The organism is Enterococcus avium ATCC 14025, from assembly GCF_000406965.1.
In the GTDB taxonomy this organism is placed as follows: domain Bacteria; phylum Bacillota; class Bacilli; order Lactobacillales; family Enterococcaceae; genus Enterococcus_A; species Enterococcus_A avium.
Genome location: NZ_KE136365.1, coordinates 382,732 through 401,451 on the forward strand (window position 1 = coordinate 382,732; position 18,720 = coordinate 401,451).

14 protein-coding genes, 3 tRNA genes, 1 riboswitch and 1 other annotated feature are annotated in these 18,720 nt (G+C 40.7%); of the genes, 5 read left to right on the forward strand and 12 right to left on the reverse strand.

All coding sequences use genetic code 11. The annotated features are described in order from the left end of the window. Positions 1 to 21: 21 nt before the first annotated feature. Both OMU_RS17315 and OMU_RS17320 read right to left on the reverse strand, forming a co-directional pair. Positions 22 to 363, reverse strand: coding sequence for a YlbF/YmcA family competence regulator (locus OMU_RS17315; protein ID WP_016181168.1), 342 nt, complete (start codon positions 361 to 363; stop codon positions 22 to 24). 67 nt (positions 364 to 430) lie between these two features. Further along, positions 431 to 2,632 (reverse strand): PBP1A family penicillin-binding protein, encoded by a 2,202-nt coding sequence (locus tag OMU_RS17320; protein ID WP_016181169.1) that lies wholly within the window; start codon positions 2,630 to 2,632, stop codon positions 431 to 433. 277 nt (positions 2,633 to 2,909) lie between these two features. Here OMU_RS17320 and OMU_RS17325 point away from each other — a divergent pair, with 277 nt between their 5' ends. Further along, complete coding sequence (locus OMU_RS17325) at positions 2,910 to 3,764, forward strand: RluA family pseudouridine synthase (protein ID WP_016181170.1); 855 nt, start codon at positions 2,910 to 2,912, stop codon at positions 3,762 to 3,764. Between the two features lie 123 nt (positions 3,765 to 3,887). Here the strand turns inward: OMU_RS17325 and apf are convergent, their stop codons facing one another. Both apf and OMU_RS17335 read right to left on the reverse strand, forming a co-directional pair. Next, on the reverse strand, positions 3,888 to 4,511 hold the full coding sequence (gene apf, locus OMU_RS17330; protein ID WP_016181171.1) for an aggregation-promoting factor: 624 nt from the start codon (positions 4,509 to 4,511) through the stop codon (positions 3,888 to 3,890). 409 nt (positions 4,512 to 4,920) lie between these two features. After that, entirely contained in the window at positions 4,921 to 6,558 is a 1,638-nt protein-coding gene (locus OMU_RS17335; RefSeq protein WP_016181172.1) for a putative polysaccharide biosynthesis protein, read from the reverse strand. 127 nt (positions 6,559 to 6,685) lie between these two features. Here OMU_RS17335 and OMU_RS17340 point away from each other — a divergent pair, with 127 nt between their 5' ends. Further along, positions 6,686 to 8,182, forward strand: coding sequence for a UDP-N-acetylmuramoyl-L-alanyl-D-glutamate--L-lysine ligase (locus OMU_RS17340; RefSeq protein WP_016181173.1), 1,497 nt, complete (start codon positions 6,686 to 6,688; stop codon positions 8,180 to 8,182). 12 nt (positions 8,183 to 8,194) lie between these two features. On the opposite strand, the gene OMU_RS17345 is transcribed toward OMU_RS17340, so the two are convergent. Both OMU_RS17345 and leuS read right to left on the reverse strand, forming a co-directional pair. Further along, positions 8,195 to 9,097, reverse strand: coding sequence for an NAD(P)H-dependent flavin oxidoreductase (locus tag OMU_RS17345; protein ID WP_016181174.1), 903 nt, complete (start codon positions 9,095 to 9,097; stop codon positions 8,195 to 8,197). A gap of 106 nt (positions 9,098 to 9,203) precedes the next feature. Further along, positions 9,204 to 11,717 (reverse strand): leucine--tRNA ligase, encoded by a 2,514-nt coding sequence (gene leuS / locus OMU_RS17350; RefSeq protein WP_016181175.1) that lies wholly within the window; start codon positions 11,715 to 11,717, stop codon positions 9,204 to 9,206. Between the two features lie 68 nt (positions 11,718 to 11,785). Next, positions 11,786 to 11,977 (reverse strand) — a binding site (T-box leader). A gap of 137 nt (positions 11,978 to 12,114) precedes the next feature. Here leuS and OMU_RS17355 point away from each other — a divergent pair. From OMU_RS17355 to mnmM, 3 genes are read left to right on the forward strand one after another with little or no spacing between them, the layout of a single operon-like run. Continuing rightward, the gene (locus OMU_RS17355) at positions 12,115 to 12,771 is read left to right on the forward strand and encodes a phosphatase PAP2 family protein (RefSeq protein ID WP_016181176.1); all 657 of its coding nucleotides are present in this window, start codon (positions 12,115 to 12,117) and stop codon (positions 12,769 to 12,771) included. Further along, entirely contained in the window at positions 12,772 to 13,752 is a 981-nt protein-coding gene (gene mnmL, locus OMU_RS17360; RefSeq protein ID WP_016181177.1) for a tRNA modification radical SAM protein MnmL/YtqA, read from the forward strand. Continuing rightward, positions 13,727 to 14,290 (forward strand): tRNA 5-(aminomethyl)-2-thiouridylate-methyltransferase MnmM, encoded by a 564-nt coding sequence (gene mnmM / locus OMU_RS17365; RefSeq protein WP_016181178.1) that lies wholly within the window; start codon positions 13,727 to 13,729, stop codon positions 14,288 to 14,290. The genes mnmL and mnmM overlap by 26 nt, the downstream gene beginning before the upstream one ends. A 55-nt stretch (positions 14,291 to 14,345) precedes the next feature. Here mnmM and OMU_RS17370 read toward each other — a convergent pair whose 3' ends face one another. The 6 genes from OMU_RS17370 to OMU_RS17395 form a co-directional block, all read right to left on the reverse strand. Then, positions 14,346 to 15,134, reverse strand: a complete 789-nt coding sequence (locus OMU_RS17370; RefSeq protein ID WP_016181179.1) for an alpha/beta hydrolase — start codon at positions 15,132 to 15,134, stop codon at positions 14,346 to 14,348. 21 nt (positions 15,135 to 15,155) lie between these two features. Next, a complete protein-coding gene (locus OMU_RS17375) occupies positions 15,156 to 16,634 on the reverse strand; it encodes an MDR family MFS transporter (RefSeq protein WP_016181180.1) in 1,479 nt (492 codons plus the stop codon). Positions 16,635 to 16,800: 166 nt separating this feature from the next. Further along, positions 16,801 to 17,991, reverse strand: coding sequence for a methionine adenosyltransferase (gene metK / locus OMU_RS17380; protein WP_016181181.1), 1,191 nt, complete (start codon positions 17,989 to 17,991; stop codon positions 16,801 to 16,803). Next, positions 17,989 to 18,071, reverse strand: a riboswitch (SMK box riboswitch). (Overlaps the previous gene by 3 nt.) A 366-nt stretch (positions 18,072 to 18,437) precedes the next feature. Continuing rightward, positions 18,438 to 18,509, reverse strand: a tRNA-Glu gene (locus OMU_RS17385). A gap of 13 nt (positions 18,510 to 18,522) precedes the next feature. Further along, positions 18,523 to 18,610, reverse strand: a tRNA-Ser gene (locus OMU_RS17390). A 21-nt stretch (positions 18,611 to 18,631) separates the two neighbouring features. Beyond that, positions 18,632 to 18,705, reverse strand: a tRNA-Ile gene (locus OMU_RS17395). Between the last annotated feature and the right edge of the window lie 15 nt (positions 18,706 to 18,720).

Sequence of the window (18,720 nt, forward strand, 5' to 3'; positions counted from 1 at the left end):
GTCGCAGCTTTCTATTTCTGATTAACCTTCGTATAATTCACGAATTGGTGTCATGATGATGCGGTTCAAATCATTGATAATTACGCTGAAAGCTTGTTCTTTCACCATTAATTCGTTGATCAATTCTTCTTGTTGAACCTTCTCAGCTAATGCTTGTGCTTGTGATGCATCTTCATCGCTGAAGTCTTCACCGCGCATTTGTTTTTCTTGCAAGCTTTGTTGGAATGCTTGGAAATCCTTAAATGCTGCATATGCGGTTTCGTTTTTCTTCAATTCTGCAAAAGCTGCTTCTAAAGATTTAAATTCTGGTAGTTCACGAATTTCGCGTTCTAGTTCGTTTGCTGAATCATAAATATTTGCCATTCGTATTCCCTCATTTTCTATAAAAGTTACTTTTCTATTGTAACATGAATGGAAACGGGTTCACACCCTAATTTCCCGGTTGATACTGTTGCCACAATTCTTGGGCCTTATCCTTCAATTTATTGGCACCTTCTTTGGCTTTTTCAAAGAAGTTAGCTGCTCCTTCACTGGCTTTTCCGCCAATATCTTTTAACTCTTCCCGCCATTTACTCGTATCGCCATTTGTTTCGCCTTGATTAACTTGATCAGCCGCAACGACTTGTCCGCCCGTCGCATATGCATCGGCAACTTCAAAGGAATACTGTCCAGCATAAGGCAAAATTGATTCGGCTTCCGCCTTGAAGACTTGTCCCACCTCTGAGCCGCTTGTTCCACTTAGATAATGTGTCTCGCTGACTTTTTCAAAACCTAGCCAAGTAGAAATCACGACATTCGGTGTATAACCTACGATCCATTGATCATTGACTTTATTTGCGTCAAAGTTCGTTTCAGTCGTTCCAGTTTTCCCAGCAACAGTGAAGCCTGCTGGAGCTGCTTGAGCCGCTGTTCCGTTAGAAAATGTTCCTAGTAACATACTAGTCATTTCATTAGCAACTTCTTTTGAGATGACTTGTTCATACTTCGGTGAGCTGTTATCCTCGATCACAGCACCTGTGGAGTCGATGATTTTTGTAATCAAATGAGGCTCATAAACTTTCCCTTCATTTGCAAACGCGCCATAAGCTGCGGCCATCTTCAATGGTGAGGTGCCTTTTTCCAGACCGCCTAAAGCCAAACCATAATATTTATCCGACTTGCTCAATGGAATCCCGAATTCTTCGGCTTTATTATAGCCTTTACTTAATCCCATCTCATGCAATAACCAAACCGCCGGCAGATTTAAGCTCTGAGCCACAGCTTGATACATCGGTACGTCACCTTGGTAAGTGCCATCATAGTTTTTCGCTTTGTAATAAGATTGTGGTTCATCCTTTAAAATACTGTCTGGTTTATAGCCAGATTCTAATGCTGATGAGTAGACACTTAGTGGTTTCATCGTTGAACCTGGAGAACGCTGCATTTGTGTCGCAAAATTGTAGCTCCGGAAAATGTGTTCTCCCCGTCTTCCTACTAACGCCTGAACCCCGCCAGTTTTTGGATCTAGCGCAACAGACGCCGACTGAGGCATTGCCCCATCGGCAGCATTTGCTGGAAAGTTCGCGTTGTTTTCATAGACAGCTTCCATTTGTTTTTGATAATCCTGATCCAAGGAGGTGTAGATTTTGTAGCCTTTATTTAGTAAATCCTTTTCAGTCATGCCATAACGTTCAACTGCTTCATCGATTACCGCATCAAAGTAAGAAGGATAACGATAACCTGCATCTGCCGAAGAATACGTATCATTCAACTGAGAGCCTAAATCAGTAGCTTTTTCCTGAGCTTCTTGTTCTTTAGATAATTTGCCGTTTTCTACCATCACAGAAAGGACGGTGTCTCGACGATTTACGGCATTTTCTAAGTTATCGATCGGATTGTAAATGCTTGGTCCCTTCAGCATTCCGACGATCGTTGCTGCTTCACCGATTGTTACTTGATTAGCATCCACACCAAAATATTTTCTCGCCGCATCTTGTACGCCCCATACACCATTACCAAAGTAGGCATTGTTCAAGTACATCGTCAAAATCTGATCTTTGTCATATTTCTTTTCGATCTCGATGGCCATAAAGATTTCTTTGGCTTTTCGCTCTAGCGTCTGATCGAGAGTTAAATACGCATTTTTGGCTAACTGTTGTGTTAAGGTACTACCTCCACCAGTAATGTGGCCAGCAGTTATTCGACCCACAACCGCCCGGGCAATCCCTTTGATATCGAAGCCGTGGTGTTTGTAAAAATTACGATCCTCCGTTGAAACGACCGCATCTTTTAAGTAAGGCGAAATTTGATCGCTTTCTACATAAGTCCCTTTTTGTCCATAGAGGGACCCTGCTTGTTCATTTTTCTCGTCATAAATCACTGTCGACTGCTTCAAACTGGATTGCAGCGTCTCCACATTGACCGATTTTGCCAAGAAAAATAGATAGACGCTCATTACTAAAACACCTACAAGTGTTAGTAAGAGCAAAATTTTATTGATATGATATTTTTTCCAAATACGTTTGCGCCAGTGGTGAAAACGAATCAAATAGGGTTTGATCCATTGCCAAAAGGTTTTTGTACCGCTACGAAACTTTTGCCAAAAAACTTTTGTACCACTTTTAAATTTGCGCCAAATTTCCTGAAAATCCATTTTTTGATCTCCATTCTATACAAATTCAGACACAGTGTATCACAAATCTCCTATCTAATGCTTGGGTCTTTAGACGGATACACACTTGGGTGTATTCTAGCATGGGATCTCAAGAAAAAGCTGTTTTTTTTCTTAAATATCCGTTAAAAGTGATACAATTAAGCGGATAATCCCTTTCTAAAGTTAGCATATCGCAAAAAAGCGCTCGATTCTGTATTTTGCGCTTTATTCACTGAATGCTTGAAATTAAATACATTGAAATAAAAGGAGCAGTAAAATGATTTTCACTATGACCTTGCCCAATCAAACATCTGTAATGACGGTCAAAGATTTATTGGAACAGGAGTGGCTGGTACCACGAAAGGTCCGCCATTTTATTCGAACACGAAAGGGACTCTTGATCAATGGTGAACCCTGCCATTTTCAATCGATGGTCCAGCCTGGAGATGTTATTACACTTACAATCGAAGCAAGCGATTATCCTGAACGAACGATTCTACTTGGTGACCCTAAAAGAATTTCGGTTCTTTTCGAAGATGAGCATTTGATCATTGTAAATAAACCTCATGGCATGAAGACTCATCCGAATCAACCAGAGGAACAGGATACTTTGTTGAATCATTTAGCTGCCTACTTGGCTCCTGATTATCAGCCTCATGTCGTGCATCGCTTAGACAAAGAAACCAGCGGCGCGATTTTGTTTGCAAAGAACCCCTTCGTTTTGCCGATTTTAGGTCGTTTATTAGAACAGAAGAAAATCTATCGCCGATATCAAGCAATCGTCCATGGAACGATAAAAAAGGAGCTGACAATCAATCAAAAAATTGGGCGTGATCGACACGATCGTCGCAAACGACGAATTGATTCTAAAGGCGGAAAATCTGCAGTAACTCATGTGACCGTCGCAAAGCAGCATAAGAATCAGACAGCTGTTTTTTGTCAATTAGATACAGGTAGAACCCATCAAATTCGTGTCCACTTAGCCAGCATTGGTCATCCGCTGGTGGGTGATCCTTTGTATAGTAAACATTCTAGTGGCCGTTTGATGCTGCATGCTTATGAACTTCATTTGCTTCACCCCTTTACCAATCAAGAAATAGCTGTTCAGGCATTGCCTGGATTATGGGAGTAAAAATGAAACCAGCCAAAACAGAATATAGACTGTTTTGACTGGTTTTCTTTTAAGCTTTGAAAATTATTTCCATAAAAAAAAGAGGACCATCGTTTCGATCCTCTCGGTTACTATCTTTAGTTCTTAGTACCAGCCGTTGGCTTGCCAGAATGATTGTGCGCCTTCCCATGAACCGTAACGAGAAGTCACATATTGATCCGCAACACGCTCTTGGTTTTCTGCAGAATAGTCACCGTTTAAATATGAAGCTGATAATTGGTAACGTCCGATATATTGACCGTTTGTAGCTGAATATGAACCGCCTGATTCACGTTGGGCAATCCATTCTTTCGCTGAAGAAGTTGTTGCTGCAGGAGCTGTTTCTTGCACAGGTGCTGCTTGTTGTTGAACTGGAGCCGCTTCTTGTACAGGTGCTGCCTGTGTTTGTTGTACTGGAGCTGCTTGTGTTTGTTGAGCTGAAGCTTCAGCTTGAACTGGAGCTGTTTCTTGTGCTTTTTCAGCTTTTGCTTCGCCATCAATTGTTAATTTTTGACCTGCAAAAATCATGTTTACGTTAGAAATTTTGTTCGCTTTTGCAATTGAATCCACTAAACTATCGTTACCAGCAAACTTGTGAGAAATTTTTGATAAAGTATCTCCTGATTCTACAGTATAGGTTTCTGAAGCGTGCGCATCTGTAGCTCCCATCGCTAAACCTGCACCTGCTGCTAATACTGTACTAAAAAGAAACGTTTTCCCTAATTTCATTCTGTAACTTCCTCCGATTTTTCTTATGTCTTTTTTCTTCTGTCTTCTTGACTACGAGAGATACTTTACCATCCTTTTGTGTTTCATGGGTAATATTAATGTAACAGTTCATTACAATAACATAAAACTATGTAACAAAACGACTGTCAGTGTGTCATTTTGAAATATATCACTTTTATTATTATGAGTAAAAACCCTTGATACAAGGCTGTTTCGAGAAATGTAACTGTTTTATTCTTGTATTACAAAAATTATCTTTAGAAACATTGACATCTTTTTGTAAAGTAATCGGAAGGAAAAATTCTATTCTTTTTGAATTATTTTGCAAATATTTTTTACAGATTTTGAATTTAAAATTTAATTTATAACAAAAAAATACTTCTGTACTTTTCAAGTACAGAAGTATTTTTCATTTGATTCTCAATCGTCTACGCCATTTTCTTGCTTGGGGTCCCACCAGTTTATCGACTAAGCGAATTTTCAAACTAAGATAGAAATAAACCAATCCACCTACTCCAGCTGTTAGCAAACAGATGGCTAAAGCAGATAATCGTGACGCTGGATCAAACACGAGATAACTCATCTGCCGCACAATAACAGCGACTATCAGCATCACTAACGTTAAAATCAAAATCAGAACACAACGACGAAAGGCCAGCTGATAGTTCGCATGGACAACTCTGCGTAGTTTCCAGAGACATAAGCCACAGGTTAGGCCTAAACCGATAAACGTAGCAGCAAGAGGTCCATAAACCTCTAATAGTTCAATCAGCGGTACTTGAATAATCGCTTTAAGTAATAAGCCTGCCAGCCAATATTTCACCGCGACTCGACTATGGGAAATTCCTTGCAACGTCGTCGACAGCATCATAAATAATGCTGAGACTAGCCCCGCCCAACAGGCTGCAACAAGCACACGACTGCCTAAAACATCGGCCGAATAAAAGACCGTATTCAAAGGATAAGCCAGTAAAATCATTCCAAAAACAGCTGGCAACATGATGAAAGCAAACAGCTGGATATTCGTATTTACTAGTTTAGCCAGTTCAGGTCGGCGTCTTTGAGTAAAAAGTTCTGTCAGCATTGGCAGACTAGTTAATGCAAGCGATGTTCCTAAAGCAACTACGACCATCGTCAACTTATCTGGATTGGCACTAAATAAAGCGTATAGATCCACCAACTGATCATGACTGTAATTCGTATTAGCATTCATCGTGTGAATGAAGGTCATCTGATCAATCAATTTATAAAAGGTGATTCCGCCACCAAGTAAAATAAATGGAATCGCCTGTCTAACCGTTTCAAACAATAATTTTTTCGTATCAATCGTTACTTTGTCTAGACTGCGTCCTATCTGCAAGTCACTCTTTTTTCGATCCTTAAACCAATAAAAAAGCAAGACGCCATAAGAGCCGATCATTCCGACAGATGCAGCGAAGGTCGATTGGATCACCGCATTTAAATAATCCCCTTTCATGACCTTCATAATAATAAAGACACTTAATAGCATATACAAAACACGCAGCGCCTGTTCAACCAATTGTGAGACGGCAGAAGGACGCATATCCTGTTGACCTTGAAAATAGCCCCGTAAGACACTCATACAGGGAAAGGCAATAACAGCGATGCTCAATGCTTGTATTACTGGAATCAAAGCACGACCCCCACCTGACAAACCAGCCAGCAATGGTGCTGCGAAAAACATCAAGCCACCAAAGAAAATTCCTAAAATTGCCGTAGCCTGCAAGGCCTTGATAAATAAACGCCGACTCGTTCGATACTCTCCCATCGAATTGTACCTAGCAATCTGCTTGGCTATCGCGCCTGGCAATCCGGCTGTAGAGATCATCATGAACAATGCATAAAACGTATAACCCATATTAAATAATCCATTGGCCGCACGGGCATTTTCACCCATCCAGGCATACCATGGAATAATGTAGATCGCTCCTAACAGCCGTGAAAAAATATTTCCCACAGATAGCCAAGCTGATCCTTGGATCATTTTTTCCTGATAAGTCAGATCACTCGGTCGTGTCTCTTTCATGGTCTCCTCCTTCAAAAAATCGCTACCCTTATAGTAAAGCTAAATTGCACTCCTGACAATCACTCTTTACTTTTTCTCTTATTAAGCTATGCTATAATAGCCTAGACTATATATTGGAGGTCTCAACATGCTGACACTTACCCAAATTCAACAAATCCTTGAACAAGAAAATCTTTTAAGAGAGTTTATTACGCCCACACGTTGGACGCTGACTGCTCCTTTTGACAAAAGCTTTCAAAAAATTTCTTATGACTCACGTGAAGTCGATGCGGATACCCTTTTTTTCTGTAAAGGAAATAACTTTCAACAAAGTTTTTTAGAACAGGCTTTATCAGAAGGGTTAACTTGCTACATCGCCGAGCAGCCCTACGAAGTTCCTGCAGAGCTGGCAATCATTGTAACCGATATTCGTAAAGCATTGGCCGTTTTGAGTATGGCCTTCTATGATTACCCGCAAGAAAAATTACATCTGGTAGGAATCACCGGAACAAAGGGTAAAACAACCGTCGCCTACTTCACCAAAAAAATCCTAGACATTACGACAAATAAAAAGACTGCTCTTCTATCTACTTTAAATACCACACTAGATGGTGTAACCTTTTTCAAATCAAAACTTACAACACCTGAATCGTTAGATTTATATCGGATGATGGCTGAAGCTGTGGCCAATGGTATGACGCATCTTGTCATGGAGGTATCTTCCCAAGCGTATAAAGTAGCACGTGTTTATGGTTTAACCTTTGATGTCGGGATTTTTCTAAATATTTCTCCCGATCATATTGGACCGATCGAGCATCCGACATTTGAAGATTACTTCTATTGTAAGCGACAATTAGTTGCCAACTCTCGTCAAGTCATCTTACAGCATGAACTTGATCACTTTGATCTTTTATTGGAATTGGCTGAAAAACAAAATATTTCCGTCATAACATACGGGAATAAGCAAGCAGATTATCACGTACAACCATCCGAACATCCGCTGTCCTTTGAATTAACAGGGCGGGAGGACACCTTTGGATTAAATGGTAACTACTCTATTTTGTTAGCAGGCGATTTTAATAAGGAAAATGCTGCTGCAGCTCTATTAGCCAGTGCTCTCGTCGGTGCGGATCAAGCTGCGGGACATCAAGGATTGGCTGAAGCACTGGTTCCAGGCCGCATGAATCTTTTAATAAAACCAAACGGTGCTCACATTTATGTGGACTACGCTCATAATTATTTAAGTATGAAATCATTGCTCGCTTTTGCTAAAGAACAGCATCCAGATGGTGAACTCCTTGTCATTACCGGTTCAACTGGAAACAAAGCAGAATCGCGCCGCGAAGGCTTGGGCCAAGCAATTGGTGAATATGCCGATGTGGCGATTTTGACCAGTGACGATCCCAACTTTGAAGATCCTAAAAAGATTGCAGACGAAATCAAACAAAGCATTAAAAATGATCATGTACGCGTACAATTTGAAAGTGATCGTAAAAAAGCCATCAAAGAGGCGATTCAGCAGGCTGGGCCAAAGGACGCCATCATTTTAGCAGGAAAAGGGACCGACAAATATATGACGGTTAACGGCGAAGACCTGCCCTATGAAGGTGATTATCATTTAGCAGAGGAATTTATTAAGGACTAACGGCATTGTCCGTTAGTCTATTTTTATGTTCTGACAGATCACTGCTGCCTCCGCATATACCTCTTCAATCAAAGCTTTAGCTGGCTTCACTTCTGAAAACAGCCCCGCAATTTGTCCAGCCATCACAGCGCCGTTTTCTGTATCGCCGATATCTGTGGCGCGTTTCAATACTTCTATTGAAAAAGCTTCATTTGTTTTTTCCTTATCAGTCAAATTATTTTTTAACCCACGGATCGCTCCACCCTTAGTTTTATGAAGCACTACGGTTGCCGTATCATCTGCTTGTAGAATCGCTTGCTGATAATTTTCATGAACTGGACACTCCGCAACTGTCAAAAAGGCCGTCCCCATTTGGACACCCTGTGCTCCTAATGCAAAGGCGGCTGCCATTCCACGACCATCTCCGATCCCGCCAGCGGCAATCACAGGGATAGCTACCGCTTGAACGACTTGTGGAATCAATGCCATGGAAGTCGTTTCACCAATATGTCCGCCTGCCTCCATCCCTTCTGCGATGATACCGTCTACACCCAACTGCTCCATTTTTTGTGCCAGTTTCACTGAGGGGATCACAGGAAACACTTTGATATTGGCCTGCTTCAGACGTTCCAAATAAGGCTTAGGTGTTCCTGCTCCAGTGGTCACGATCTTAACCCCTTCTTCAATCAACACCTCAACTTGCTCTGGAATATTGTCCATCTGCAACATCAAATTTACGGCGAACGGTTTCTTTGTTCGTTCTTGAGTCCTACGAATTTGTTCTCGCAATTCTTCGCTGCTTAACCCGCCAGCAGCGATAATCCCAAGTCCTCCAGCTTCTGAGACCGCACTAGCTAATGGGTAGCGAGCAATATAGGCCATTGCTCCCTGAAAAATCGGATACTGAATATCTAATAGTTTAGCGATTGAGTTCATAAATGCACCTCATTCCTTTTTTTCTTATCCTAGCATACTTCAAGTATTCGCTCGTTATTTTGTCCGCACCTAAAAATGCTCCGCATTAACATGCGGAGCATCAAAATTAATTTGCTACAATATTGACTAATTTGTTGGGAACGACAATCACTTTACGAACCGTTTTTCCTTCGATGTTGCGTTGGATATGTTCATCCTCCATTGCCAATTTCTCTAGTTCATCTTTCGCTAAATCAACAGCTACCATCACTTTAGAACGAACCTTGCCGTTAACCTGTAGAATGACTTCGATCTCATTTTCAACCAAGGCTTCTTCATCATAGGTTGGCCAAGCTACGTGAGAAATACCGCCTTCATGTCCTAAGATCGCCCACAGCTCTTCAGCAATATGCGGTGCAATCGGAGCTAGTAATTGTACAAAGCCTTCGACATATTCATACGTTAATGCTTTTGCTTTATAGGCATCATTTACGAAGACCATCAATTGAGAAATTGCGGTGTTTAAATGCAAGTTCTCCATGTCTTCTGTCACTTTTTTAACAGTTTGATTGTAAACCTTTGTCAATGAGCCATCGTTGAAGGTGGTGATATGATCACGCATCTTGCCTTCTTCATCCACAATCAAACGCCACACGCGATCCAAGAATTTACGTGAACCTTCAAGACCGTTTTCACTCCAAGGAATCTGAGCATCCAATGGTCCCATGAACATTTCATACATACGTAATGTATCAGCACCATATTTATCTACGACATCATCTGGATTTACAACGTTTTTCAATGATTTACTCATTTTCGCAGGTGCTTCTTCTAACTCTTCGCCTGTTTCAATACTGAACCATTTTCCATCACGTTTTTCAACCATGTTCGTTGGTACTAGAGCACCGCGGCTGTCACGGAAGCTTTGACCTAAGATCATGCCTTGATTGTATAATTTTTGGAATGGTTCATTCGTTGGCACAACGCCGATATCGTATAAGAATTTATGCCAAAAACGAACATACAATAAATGCAATACGGCATGCTCAGCGCCACCAATATAAAGATCAACAGGCATCCAACGTTTTAGTTTGTCATAGTCTGCCAAAGCTTCTTTATTATGCGGATCAATAAAGCGCAAGTAATACCAAGAGCTTCCTGCCCACTGTGGCATCGTATTGGTTTCACGACGGCCTTTTTTACCAGTGATTGGATCAACGACATTAACCCACTCTTCAATATTTGCTAGTGGTGATTCGCCTGTTCCACTTGGTTTAATATCTGTTGTTTTCGGCAATTCCAACGGCAATTCGTAATCAGGAACTAAACCAGTTGTACCGTCTTCCCAATGGATAACAGGAATAGGTTCACCCCAATAGCGTTGACGTGAGAACAACCAGTCACGCAAGCGGTAGCTAATTTCTTTTTTTCCACATTCATGTTCTTCAAGCCAAGCTAGCATTTTATCGATGGCGTCTTGTTTATTTAGTCCATCCAAGAATTCTGAATTGATATGCGGACCATCGCCAGTGAAGGCTTCTTTATCTACATCTCCGCCTTCAAGTACAGGAATGATCGGCAAACCAAATGTTTTCGCAAATTCATAATCTCGTTCATCATGAGCCGGAACTGCCATAATCGCACCCGTTCCGTAAGAAGCTAAAACATAGTCCCCAATCCAGATTGGCATTTTTTCACCGTTTACTGGATTAATAGCGTAGGCACCAGTGAAGACGCCCGTTTTTTCTTTTGCTAAGTCTGTTCGTTTTAGATCTGACTTTTTAGAAGCTTCTTCAATATAAGCATCCACTGCTGTTTTTTGTTCAGATGTCGTAATTTTTTGCACCAAATCTAATTCTGGAGCCAGCACTGCATAGGTTGCTCCAAACAACGTATCCGGACGCGTAGTGAAGACAGTAAATGTTTCCTCACTATTTTCAATTTTAAAACGTACATTTGCACCAATTGAACGACCGATCCAGTTACGCTGCATCTCTTTGATACTTTCTGGCCAATCAAGATCTTCCAAATCATCCAGCAAGCGATCCGCATAGGCGGTGATTTTCAGCATCCATTGACGCATTGGTTTACGGATGACATCATAGCCGCCACGTTCACTTTTCCCATCAATAACTTCTTCATTGGAAATAACTGTACCTAATTCAGGTACCCAGTTGACAGGAACTTCCGCTTCATAAGCCAAACCTTTTTCATACATCTGTTCAAAAATCCATTGTGTCCATTTATAGTAATCAGGATCTGTAGTATTTAATTCCCGATTCCAGTCATAACTGAATCCCAATGCATTGATTTGGCGTTTAAAGGTTTCAATATTTTTCTTGGTAAATTCCGCAGGATCATTACCAGTATCTAACGCGTATTGTTCAGCCGGCAGACCAAAGGCATCCCAGCCCATCGGATGCAGTACATTATAACCTTGCGCCCGTTTCATCCGTGAAATGACATCCGTCGCTGTATAGCCTTCTGGGTGTCCTACATGTAGTCCTTGTCCAGATGGGTAAGGAAACATATCCAACGCGTAAAATTTTGGTTTTTCAGGATCATCTGTGGTATTAAAGACATTATGCTTTGCCCAATATTTTTGCCATTTTTTTTCAATCGCTTTGTGATCGTAACTCATGTTGTTCCTCCTAAATTGATTTCATCATTTTTAACTACAAAAAAATCCCATGAAAGTTCTCAAAACTCTCATAGGACGTTATCAACGTGGTACCACCTATTTTTATCTGTCAAACGACAGACCTCAAAAGAAATAACGGGCTTTAACCGGATCATTCGATCATGCTCCAAGGTAAGTTCGAATGTCTCGCATACACACTCTCAGCACCGTGCGCTCTCTGAAATGCGTTCGTTTCTACTACTCCTCTTCCAAGCAACAATATTCAAAGTAGTTTCATCTTAGCAGATTCCAAAACAATATTCAATTGAATTCCCTTTAAGAAATCGTTGAATAAATTGTCCCTTAGTCAAAACATGATATAATACTTCTGTTTAGAAAGGATGAATCAGAGAAAACAATGAAAAATAAATCAATCTATCAATTAATCGGCAGTTTTACCCTGCTGTTTTTTGCGGCACTGTGTTACATCGTCCGTTTTTATCCAGAAACATTAAATGGTTTTGATCGGAGTATCATCCATGCGGTCCATCAGCTGTATCCGCAGATGAACGGCTATTTTTTATGGGTGACAAAATTTGCTAATCCAATTACCGTTGTCATCTTAACATTGGTATTTGTTGGTTTATTCTATTTCAATAAACAAAAGATTACGGCCCTTTGGTTAGCCATTACTATGGCATTGATTAGTGGTATCGGCAATCATCTGCTGAAACTTTTCTTTCATCGAGCGCGCCCAACGATCTTGCCCCACATGGTGACAGAGCACAGCTTTAGTTTTCCTAGTGGTCACGCAACAGCTAGTACCTTATTATATGGTACATTGATTTTTGTTATTGCTCTATTCTTCAAAGAAAAAACACCACGTTTGACTGCTCAGATCGTCGTTGGTTTATTGATTCTAAGTATTATAATCAGCCGTATCTATCTTGGTGTTCATTATCCAAGCGACGTCCTCGCTGGAATGCTTTTTGGTAGCAGTTGGCTACTATTCACGTATCCTTATTACAAACAGAAAAAATTAATCTATGATCTAAAAACGATTAGGAGAAATTAAATGACTTTTCAATATACTGACGATCCAACCAAACGTTACCATTCATGGAATTATGCCTTGCGCCAACAATTCGGTGGGAAAATTTTTAAGGTTCCCGTTGATGGTGGTTTTGATTGTCCCAACCGTGATGGTACGGTTGCCCATGGCGGCTGTACATTTTGCAGCGTTTCTGGTTCTGGTGATATGATTGTTGCACCAAGTGATCCGCTGCCTCAACAGTTTCACAAAGAAATCGACATGATGCATCAAAAATGGCCCCATGTCAATCAATACATCGTTTACTTTCAAAATTTTACAAACACCCACGCCCCTGTAGAAGTAATCCGCGAACGCTTTGAGCAGGTTGTCAATCTTCCTGGTGTCGTTGGGTTATCTGTTGGTACTCGTCCCGACTGTTTGCCGCCAGAAGTGGTGGACTATTTAGCTGAATTGAATCAACGTTTATATCTTTGGGTTGAATTGGGCCTGCAAACAACCTATGAAAGTACTAGTGATAAGATTAATCGTGCTCACGACTATCCAACTTATGTGGATGCAGTCGCGCGTCTACGTAAACATAATATCAATGTTTGCACTCACTTAATCAATGGTCTGCCGGGTGAGTCATTAGAGATGATGCGGGAAAATGTTCGCCGAACGATTTTAGATTCCGATATTCAAGGAATCAAACTACATCTTCTGCATTTGATGCGTAATACCAAAATGCTGCGGGATTATGCAGAAGGACATTTACAACTGATGAGCAAAGACGATTATGTTTCTGTCATTTGCGATCAATTAGAGCTGATTCCTCAAGAAATTATTATTCATCGCTTGACCGGTGACGCTCCGTGGGATTCATTAATTGGTCCCATGTGGAGTTTAAAAAAATGGGAAGTTTTAAACGCGATTGATCAAGAATTGATTCGTCGTGATTCCTATCAAGGAAAATTTGCTTTGAGAGGGGCATTTACTCATGCTGCTAACAGCTCTGCGGTATAGTCATCAATTGCTGAAGGAAATAGTAAACGAAGGTGATCACGTCATTGACGCTACGATGGGCAATGGCAATGACACGTTATTTCTAGCAGAACTCGTCGGTACAACCGGTCAAGTTTACGCCTTCGATATCCAAGAGCAAGCGTTACAAAATACTCGTGACAAAATTTCTGACTATAGCGAGCGCACAACGCTATATCTTGCTGGACATGAAACGATTGAAGAAAAAATCTCAGCTGACCAACCAATTAAAGCCGCAATTTTTAACCTCGGCTACCTACCAAAAAGCGATAAACAGATCGTCACCTTGCCCGAAACGACCAAACAAGCTATGACCGCCATCTTAAAACGGTTAACCATTGGTGGTCGCATGATCATCGTCATTTATTATGGACACGAAGGTGGAGAAGCTGAAAAAAACGAAGTCCTGCATTATTGCCGAGCATTACCGCAGGAAAAATTCAGCGTATTAAATTATCAATTTATCAATCAAAAGAATAATCCACCGATTTTATTGTGCGTAGAAGCTATTTCACATTGAAACTATCATCTGCTACAACATATATACCTAAAAAAGAGTGACTGATCAAAAACGATCAGTCACTCTTTTCATTCAACCATTCTAGAACACGCTTGATCCAAGTATCCCAAAATACCCAATCATGTTTCCCAGTTCCTTCTTCAAAGGTTACATTGAGGTTCTTTTGCTTCAGTTTATGAGCCATGTATTGACTAGCCGGGAACAAATCATCTTCTGTTCCACAGGCCAAGAAAAAGCGTGGTGCTGTCTTTCCGCTATCAACCAGTTCATCCAATAATCGCAAAGGATCATTTTTTGACCCTTTGATCTGATCCAAGGGTCCGAAGATTCCTTGCCAATAAGCTTCATTTCGTACCAGCAATAAACTTTCTACATCAGATAAAACCACTGCCCCCGATAAAGAAGCCACCGCGGCAAAATTCTCTGGTTTTGCCAAGCCTAGTTTCAATGCACCATAGCCACCCATGGATAACCCAGCTGCAAAAGTTTTTTCTCGTTTATGAGTCAATTGTGGAAAGAGCTCATGGACAATCGTTGGCAATTCCTCCGAAACAAACGTCCAATAGTTCATATCATACGTTGTATCAGTGTAAAAGCCAAGATCCGTCGAGGGCATCACCACTGCCATCTGATATTCAGCCACATATCGCTCGATTGAAGTCCGGCGTTCCCAGACACTATGATTGCCACCCATGCCGTGTAATAAATATAAGACCGGAACATCTTCATTTACACCAATGGTTTCCGTTCCAATCTTCTTATGCGTCGTTTGTGGCAAAATCACGTTCATTGCTACTTCCATTTGTAAAACATTCGAGTAGACATTCACCTGTAAAAAAGCCATTCAGCTAGATCCCCCAGTTCTTTATTCTTCATTCAGTTTAACACTTCTCGTTTGTTTGCCAACCATAAAGCTAAAAATCAAGGCAAAAATAATCAGCAATAACCCAACAAAATATATCCAATGAAGGCTGGCAAAAAGAATATTACGTAGTTCCATTCGCAAGTTCGACTCAATCTGTAAAGCCGTATGAGGATTAATCAAACGATTCATGATATCCAGATCCGTGATCCCAGCTTTTGTTAGCTGCTGCACGTTCGCAACGTTCAAAATAATTCCAAAAAGTGAAACCATGACTGTTTGACCGATTGTACGAGAAAGCGTATTGAAAGAAGTTGCCACCCCGATTTCTTCCTTCGGTACACTGGCCTGCGCTTCCACCGTTGTCGTTGTAACGGATAATCCGTAACCAACACCTAAGACACCCATAATGATGAAAAATAGCCAAAAAGGACTTTGTTGCGGCAATACCACTAACGTTCCTCCACCGATCAAGATAATAATCAAGCCGCTAACGATAATCCATTTTGCAGAATACTTACGTAATAATTGACCTGATAAAAAGGAACCGTACATCCATACAATCGACATCGGCGCTAAGACCAAACCACCAATTCCGGCTGGCTTTCCTAGGACTCCCTGCATCCACATAGGAATATACACATCCAGTCCCATTAAAAAGCCGCTAATTAAAGCCGCGACAACATTCACACTAGCAAATGTCTTGTTATTGAACAGCTTCAAATTTATCACAGGATCTTCTGCTCGTTTTTCTGTTCGAATAAAGAGTATCAATGAGAAAATACTCACTGCAAATAAAGCAATAACTGATAACGAAAGACCTTCATCACCTAGCAGTTGAAAACCTAATAATAAGCTTAAAAGTGTCAGCATCAAGAACAAGCTTCCGAATATATCCATCTTTTTTGCTTGATGCTCTTTTTTCTCTTCAATAAAGAAATATTGCAGCAAACCGATCAAAGCCAGTCCAATTGGTACATTAATAAAGAAAATCCAATGCCACCCAATCGTATCTACGATCAAACCACCAGCTAAAGGACCAAAAACACTAGCAACGCCCCAAGCCGCACTCGTCAGCCCCAAAACCTTGGCCCGCTTTTCAATATCATAGAGATCGGCAATAATTGTCAAAGACACGGGCATAATTGCTCCAGCACCGATTCCTTGAATCCCACGAGCAATAATCAACGTCAACATTTCATTAGACATCCCGCATAATGCCGATCCTAAAACAAATAATAAAATACCAACAATAAAAATTGGTTTTCTACCAATCTTATCTGCCAATTTTCCATAAATCGGTGTAATCATCGCATTTGTTAATAAATAGATGGAAAATACCCAGTTCATAATTTCAATTCCATGTAAACTACCCACGATCGTCGGCATGGCCGTCGTCACGATTGTACCTTCAATCGCAGACATAAATGTCGCGATAAATATTCCAGCAGTCACAACCTTCACATTTGTTTTTCTATTCATTTTTTCCTCCAAATCTATTTTTCAATCTTTAGTTACTTTAACATAGAAGTATAACTTATTTCTCATAAGGCAGAACAAAAATGCCTAAAAAAAGAGACAGTTCTATCAATCAATGATCAATAGAAACCGCCTCGTGAACTCCATAAACATTTTATGTCTGTACGATTTATTCTAGATTCAAACTTTTCTTCAACGCCTCGACTTTATCGATATGCTCCCAAGGTAGATCCACGTCTGTTCGACCAAAATGTCCATAAGCGGCTGTGTCGCTATAGATTGGACGCAACAAATCAAGCATTTCGATAATTCCTGCCGGACGCAAATCGAAGTTTTCTCGGATAGCACCAATCAATGCTTCTTCAGTAACCTTTGCTGTTCCGAAGGTATTGACTGAAATAGAAACAGGCTGTGCCACGCCAATCGCATAGGCAAGCTGCACCTCTACTTTTTCTGCTAAACCAGCAGCCACAATATTTTTCGCAATATAACGAGCCGCATAAGATGCAGAACGGTCTACTTTAGTTGCATCTTTCCCAGAAAAAGCACCGCCTCCGTGACGTGAATAACCACCATAAGTATCAACGATTATTTTACGTCCAGTCAATCCCGCATCCCCTTGAGGCCCACCAATCACAAAACGACCTGTGGGATTAATAAAATATTTCGTTTTATCATCCAATAATTCAGCAGAAATTTCATGTTTGATTACTTTTTCCATGACATCTTTTTGAATCGTCTCGTTATCAACAGCATCATTGTGTTGAGTACTGATAACAACTGTATCAACACGCAATGGTTTTCCATTTTCGTCGTATTCAACAGTCACTTGAGACTTTGCATCTGGACCAAAATAAGCTACCTCCCCAGATTTGCGCAAATCAGCTAAACGTTTCACTAAATGATGACTCAATGAAATAGGCAGTGGCATCAGTTCAGGTGTCTCATTCACCGCAAAACCAAACATTAGTCCCTGATCTCCAGCACCGATATCATCCAATAGTTCTTCTTTACCACGAGTTTCTAAAGCATCATCAACACCTTGTGCAATATCCGGTGATTGTTCATCGATTGCCACTAAAACAGCAACATTGTCACCATCAAACCCAAATCTTGACTCTGTATAACCAATGCGTTTAATCGTTTCGCGCACCACTTTTTGGATATCTACATACGCCGAAGTAGAGATTTCTCCAAAAACTAAAACAAGCCCAGTCGTTACAGACGTTTCACATGCAACTCTGGCTTTTGGATCCTTTTCTAAAATTGCATCCAAAATAGCATCACTGATTTGATCAGCAACCTTATCCGGATGTCCTTCTGAAACTGATTCAGATGTAAATAAACGACGTTCTTCCATTATAAATATTCCCCCTAATTTTTATTCGGTTACAAGGAATCTCTGAATAATTCAGAGCCTATCGGGAACTTGCAACGTCTCGATTATAACAGAAAAATAGCCTCTGTCACTAATAAACCGTCATTAAACCTGAAAATTTATGGAAATTCGTTTTCAAACAAAAAAGGTTCTATAATATTTTGTGTTGGTGAAAAATCGACTTCGATTTTCTACCAACACTTTTTCTTCGTTTCAACTCAAAAAGAGACTCACTTTTGGTAAAATTTAGTCGACCAAAACATCACCCTACCAAAGGAGTCTCTCAATGGATAATCATACTAGAAAATTACTCGAATTAACAGATAAACATTTATTTTTTTCGGACTAAGTTTTATTCAAATTTGTCTCCACCAACACGATTTGACGAAGAGCCACAAAAAAAAAGAGACGTTTAAAACGTCTCAAAATGACCCGTACGGGACTCGAACCCGTGTTACCGCCGTGAAAGGGCGGTGTCTTAACCGCTTGACCAACGGGCCATATATCAAAAAACGGAGAAGGAGGGATTTGAACCCTCGCGCCGGTTTCCCGACCTACACCCTTAGCAGGGGCGCCTCTTCAGCCACTTGAGTACTTCCCCAAAAACCAAAAAGATTTTTAATGGGCCTAAATGGACTCGAACCATCGACCTCACGCTTATCAGGCGTGCGCTCTAACCAGCTGAGCTATAGGCCCTTCTTAAAAACTAAA

Bases quoted from the DNA above. Each gene is read 5' to 3' on its own strand.
- OMU_RS17315 (WP_016181168.1), bottom strand. From the start codon at position 363: ATGGCAAATATTTATGATTCAGCAAACGAACTAGAACGCGAAATTCGT.
- OMU_RS17320 (WP_016181169.1), bottom strand. From the start codon at position 2,632: ATGGATTTTCAGGAAATTTGGCGCAAATTTAAAAGTGGTACAAAAGTT.
- OMU_RS17325 (WP_016181170.1), top strand. From the start codon at position 2,910: ATGATTTTCACTATGACCTTGCCCAATCAAACATCTGTAATGACGGTC.
- apf (WP_016181171.1), bottom strand. From the start codon at position 4,511: ATGAAATTAGGGAAAACGTTTCTTTTTAGTACAGTATTAGCAGCAGGT.
- OMU_RS17335 (WP_016181172.1), bottom strand. From the start codon at position 6,558: ATGAAAGAGACACGACCGAGTGATCTGACTTATCAGGAAAAAATGATC.
- OMU_RS17340 (WP_016181173.1), top strand. From the start codon at position 6,686: ATGCTGACACTTACCCAAATTCAACAAATCCTTGAACAAGAAAATCTT.
- OMU_RS17345 (WP_016181174.1), bottom strand. From the start codon at position 9,097: ATGAACTCAATCGCTAAACTATTAGATATTCAGTATCCGATTTTTCAG.
- leuS (WP_016181175.1), bottom strand. From the start codon at position 11,717: ATGAGTTACGATCACAAAGCGATTGAAAAAAAATGGCAAAAATATTGG.
- OMU_RS17355 (WP_016181176.1), top strand. From the start codon at position 12,115: ATGAAAAATAAATCAATCTATCAATTAATCGGCAGTTTTACCCTGCTG.
- mnmL (WP_016181177.1), top strand. From the start codon at position 12,772: ATGACTTTTCAATATACTGACGATCCAACCAAACGTTACCATTCATGG.
- mnmM (WP_016181178.1), top strand. From the start codon at position 13,727: ATGCTGCTAACAGCTCTGCGGTATAGTCATCAATTGCTGAAGGAAATA.
- OMU_RS17370 (WP_016181179.1), bottom strand. From the start codon at position 15,134: ATGGCTTTTTTACAGGTGAATGTCTACTCGAATGTTTTACAAATGGAA.
- OMU_RS17375 (WP_016181180.1), bottom strand. From the start codon at position 16,634: ATGAATAGAAAAACAAATGTGAAGGTTGTGACTGCTGGAATATTTATC.
- metK (WP_016181181.1), bottom strand. From the start codon at position 17,991: ATGGAAGAACGTCGTTTATTTACATCTGAATCAGTTTCAGAAGGACAT.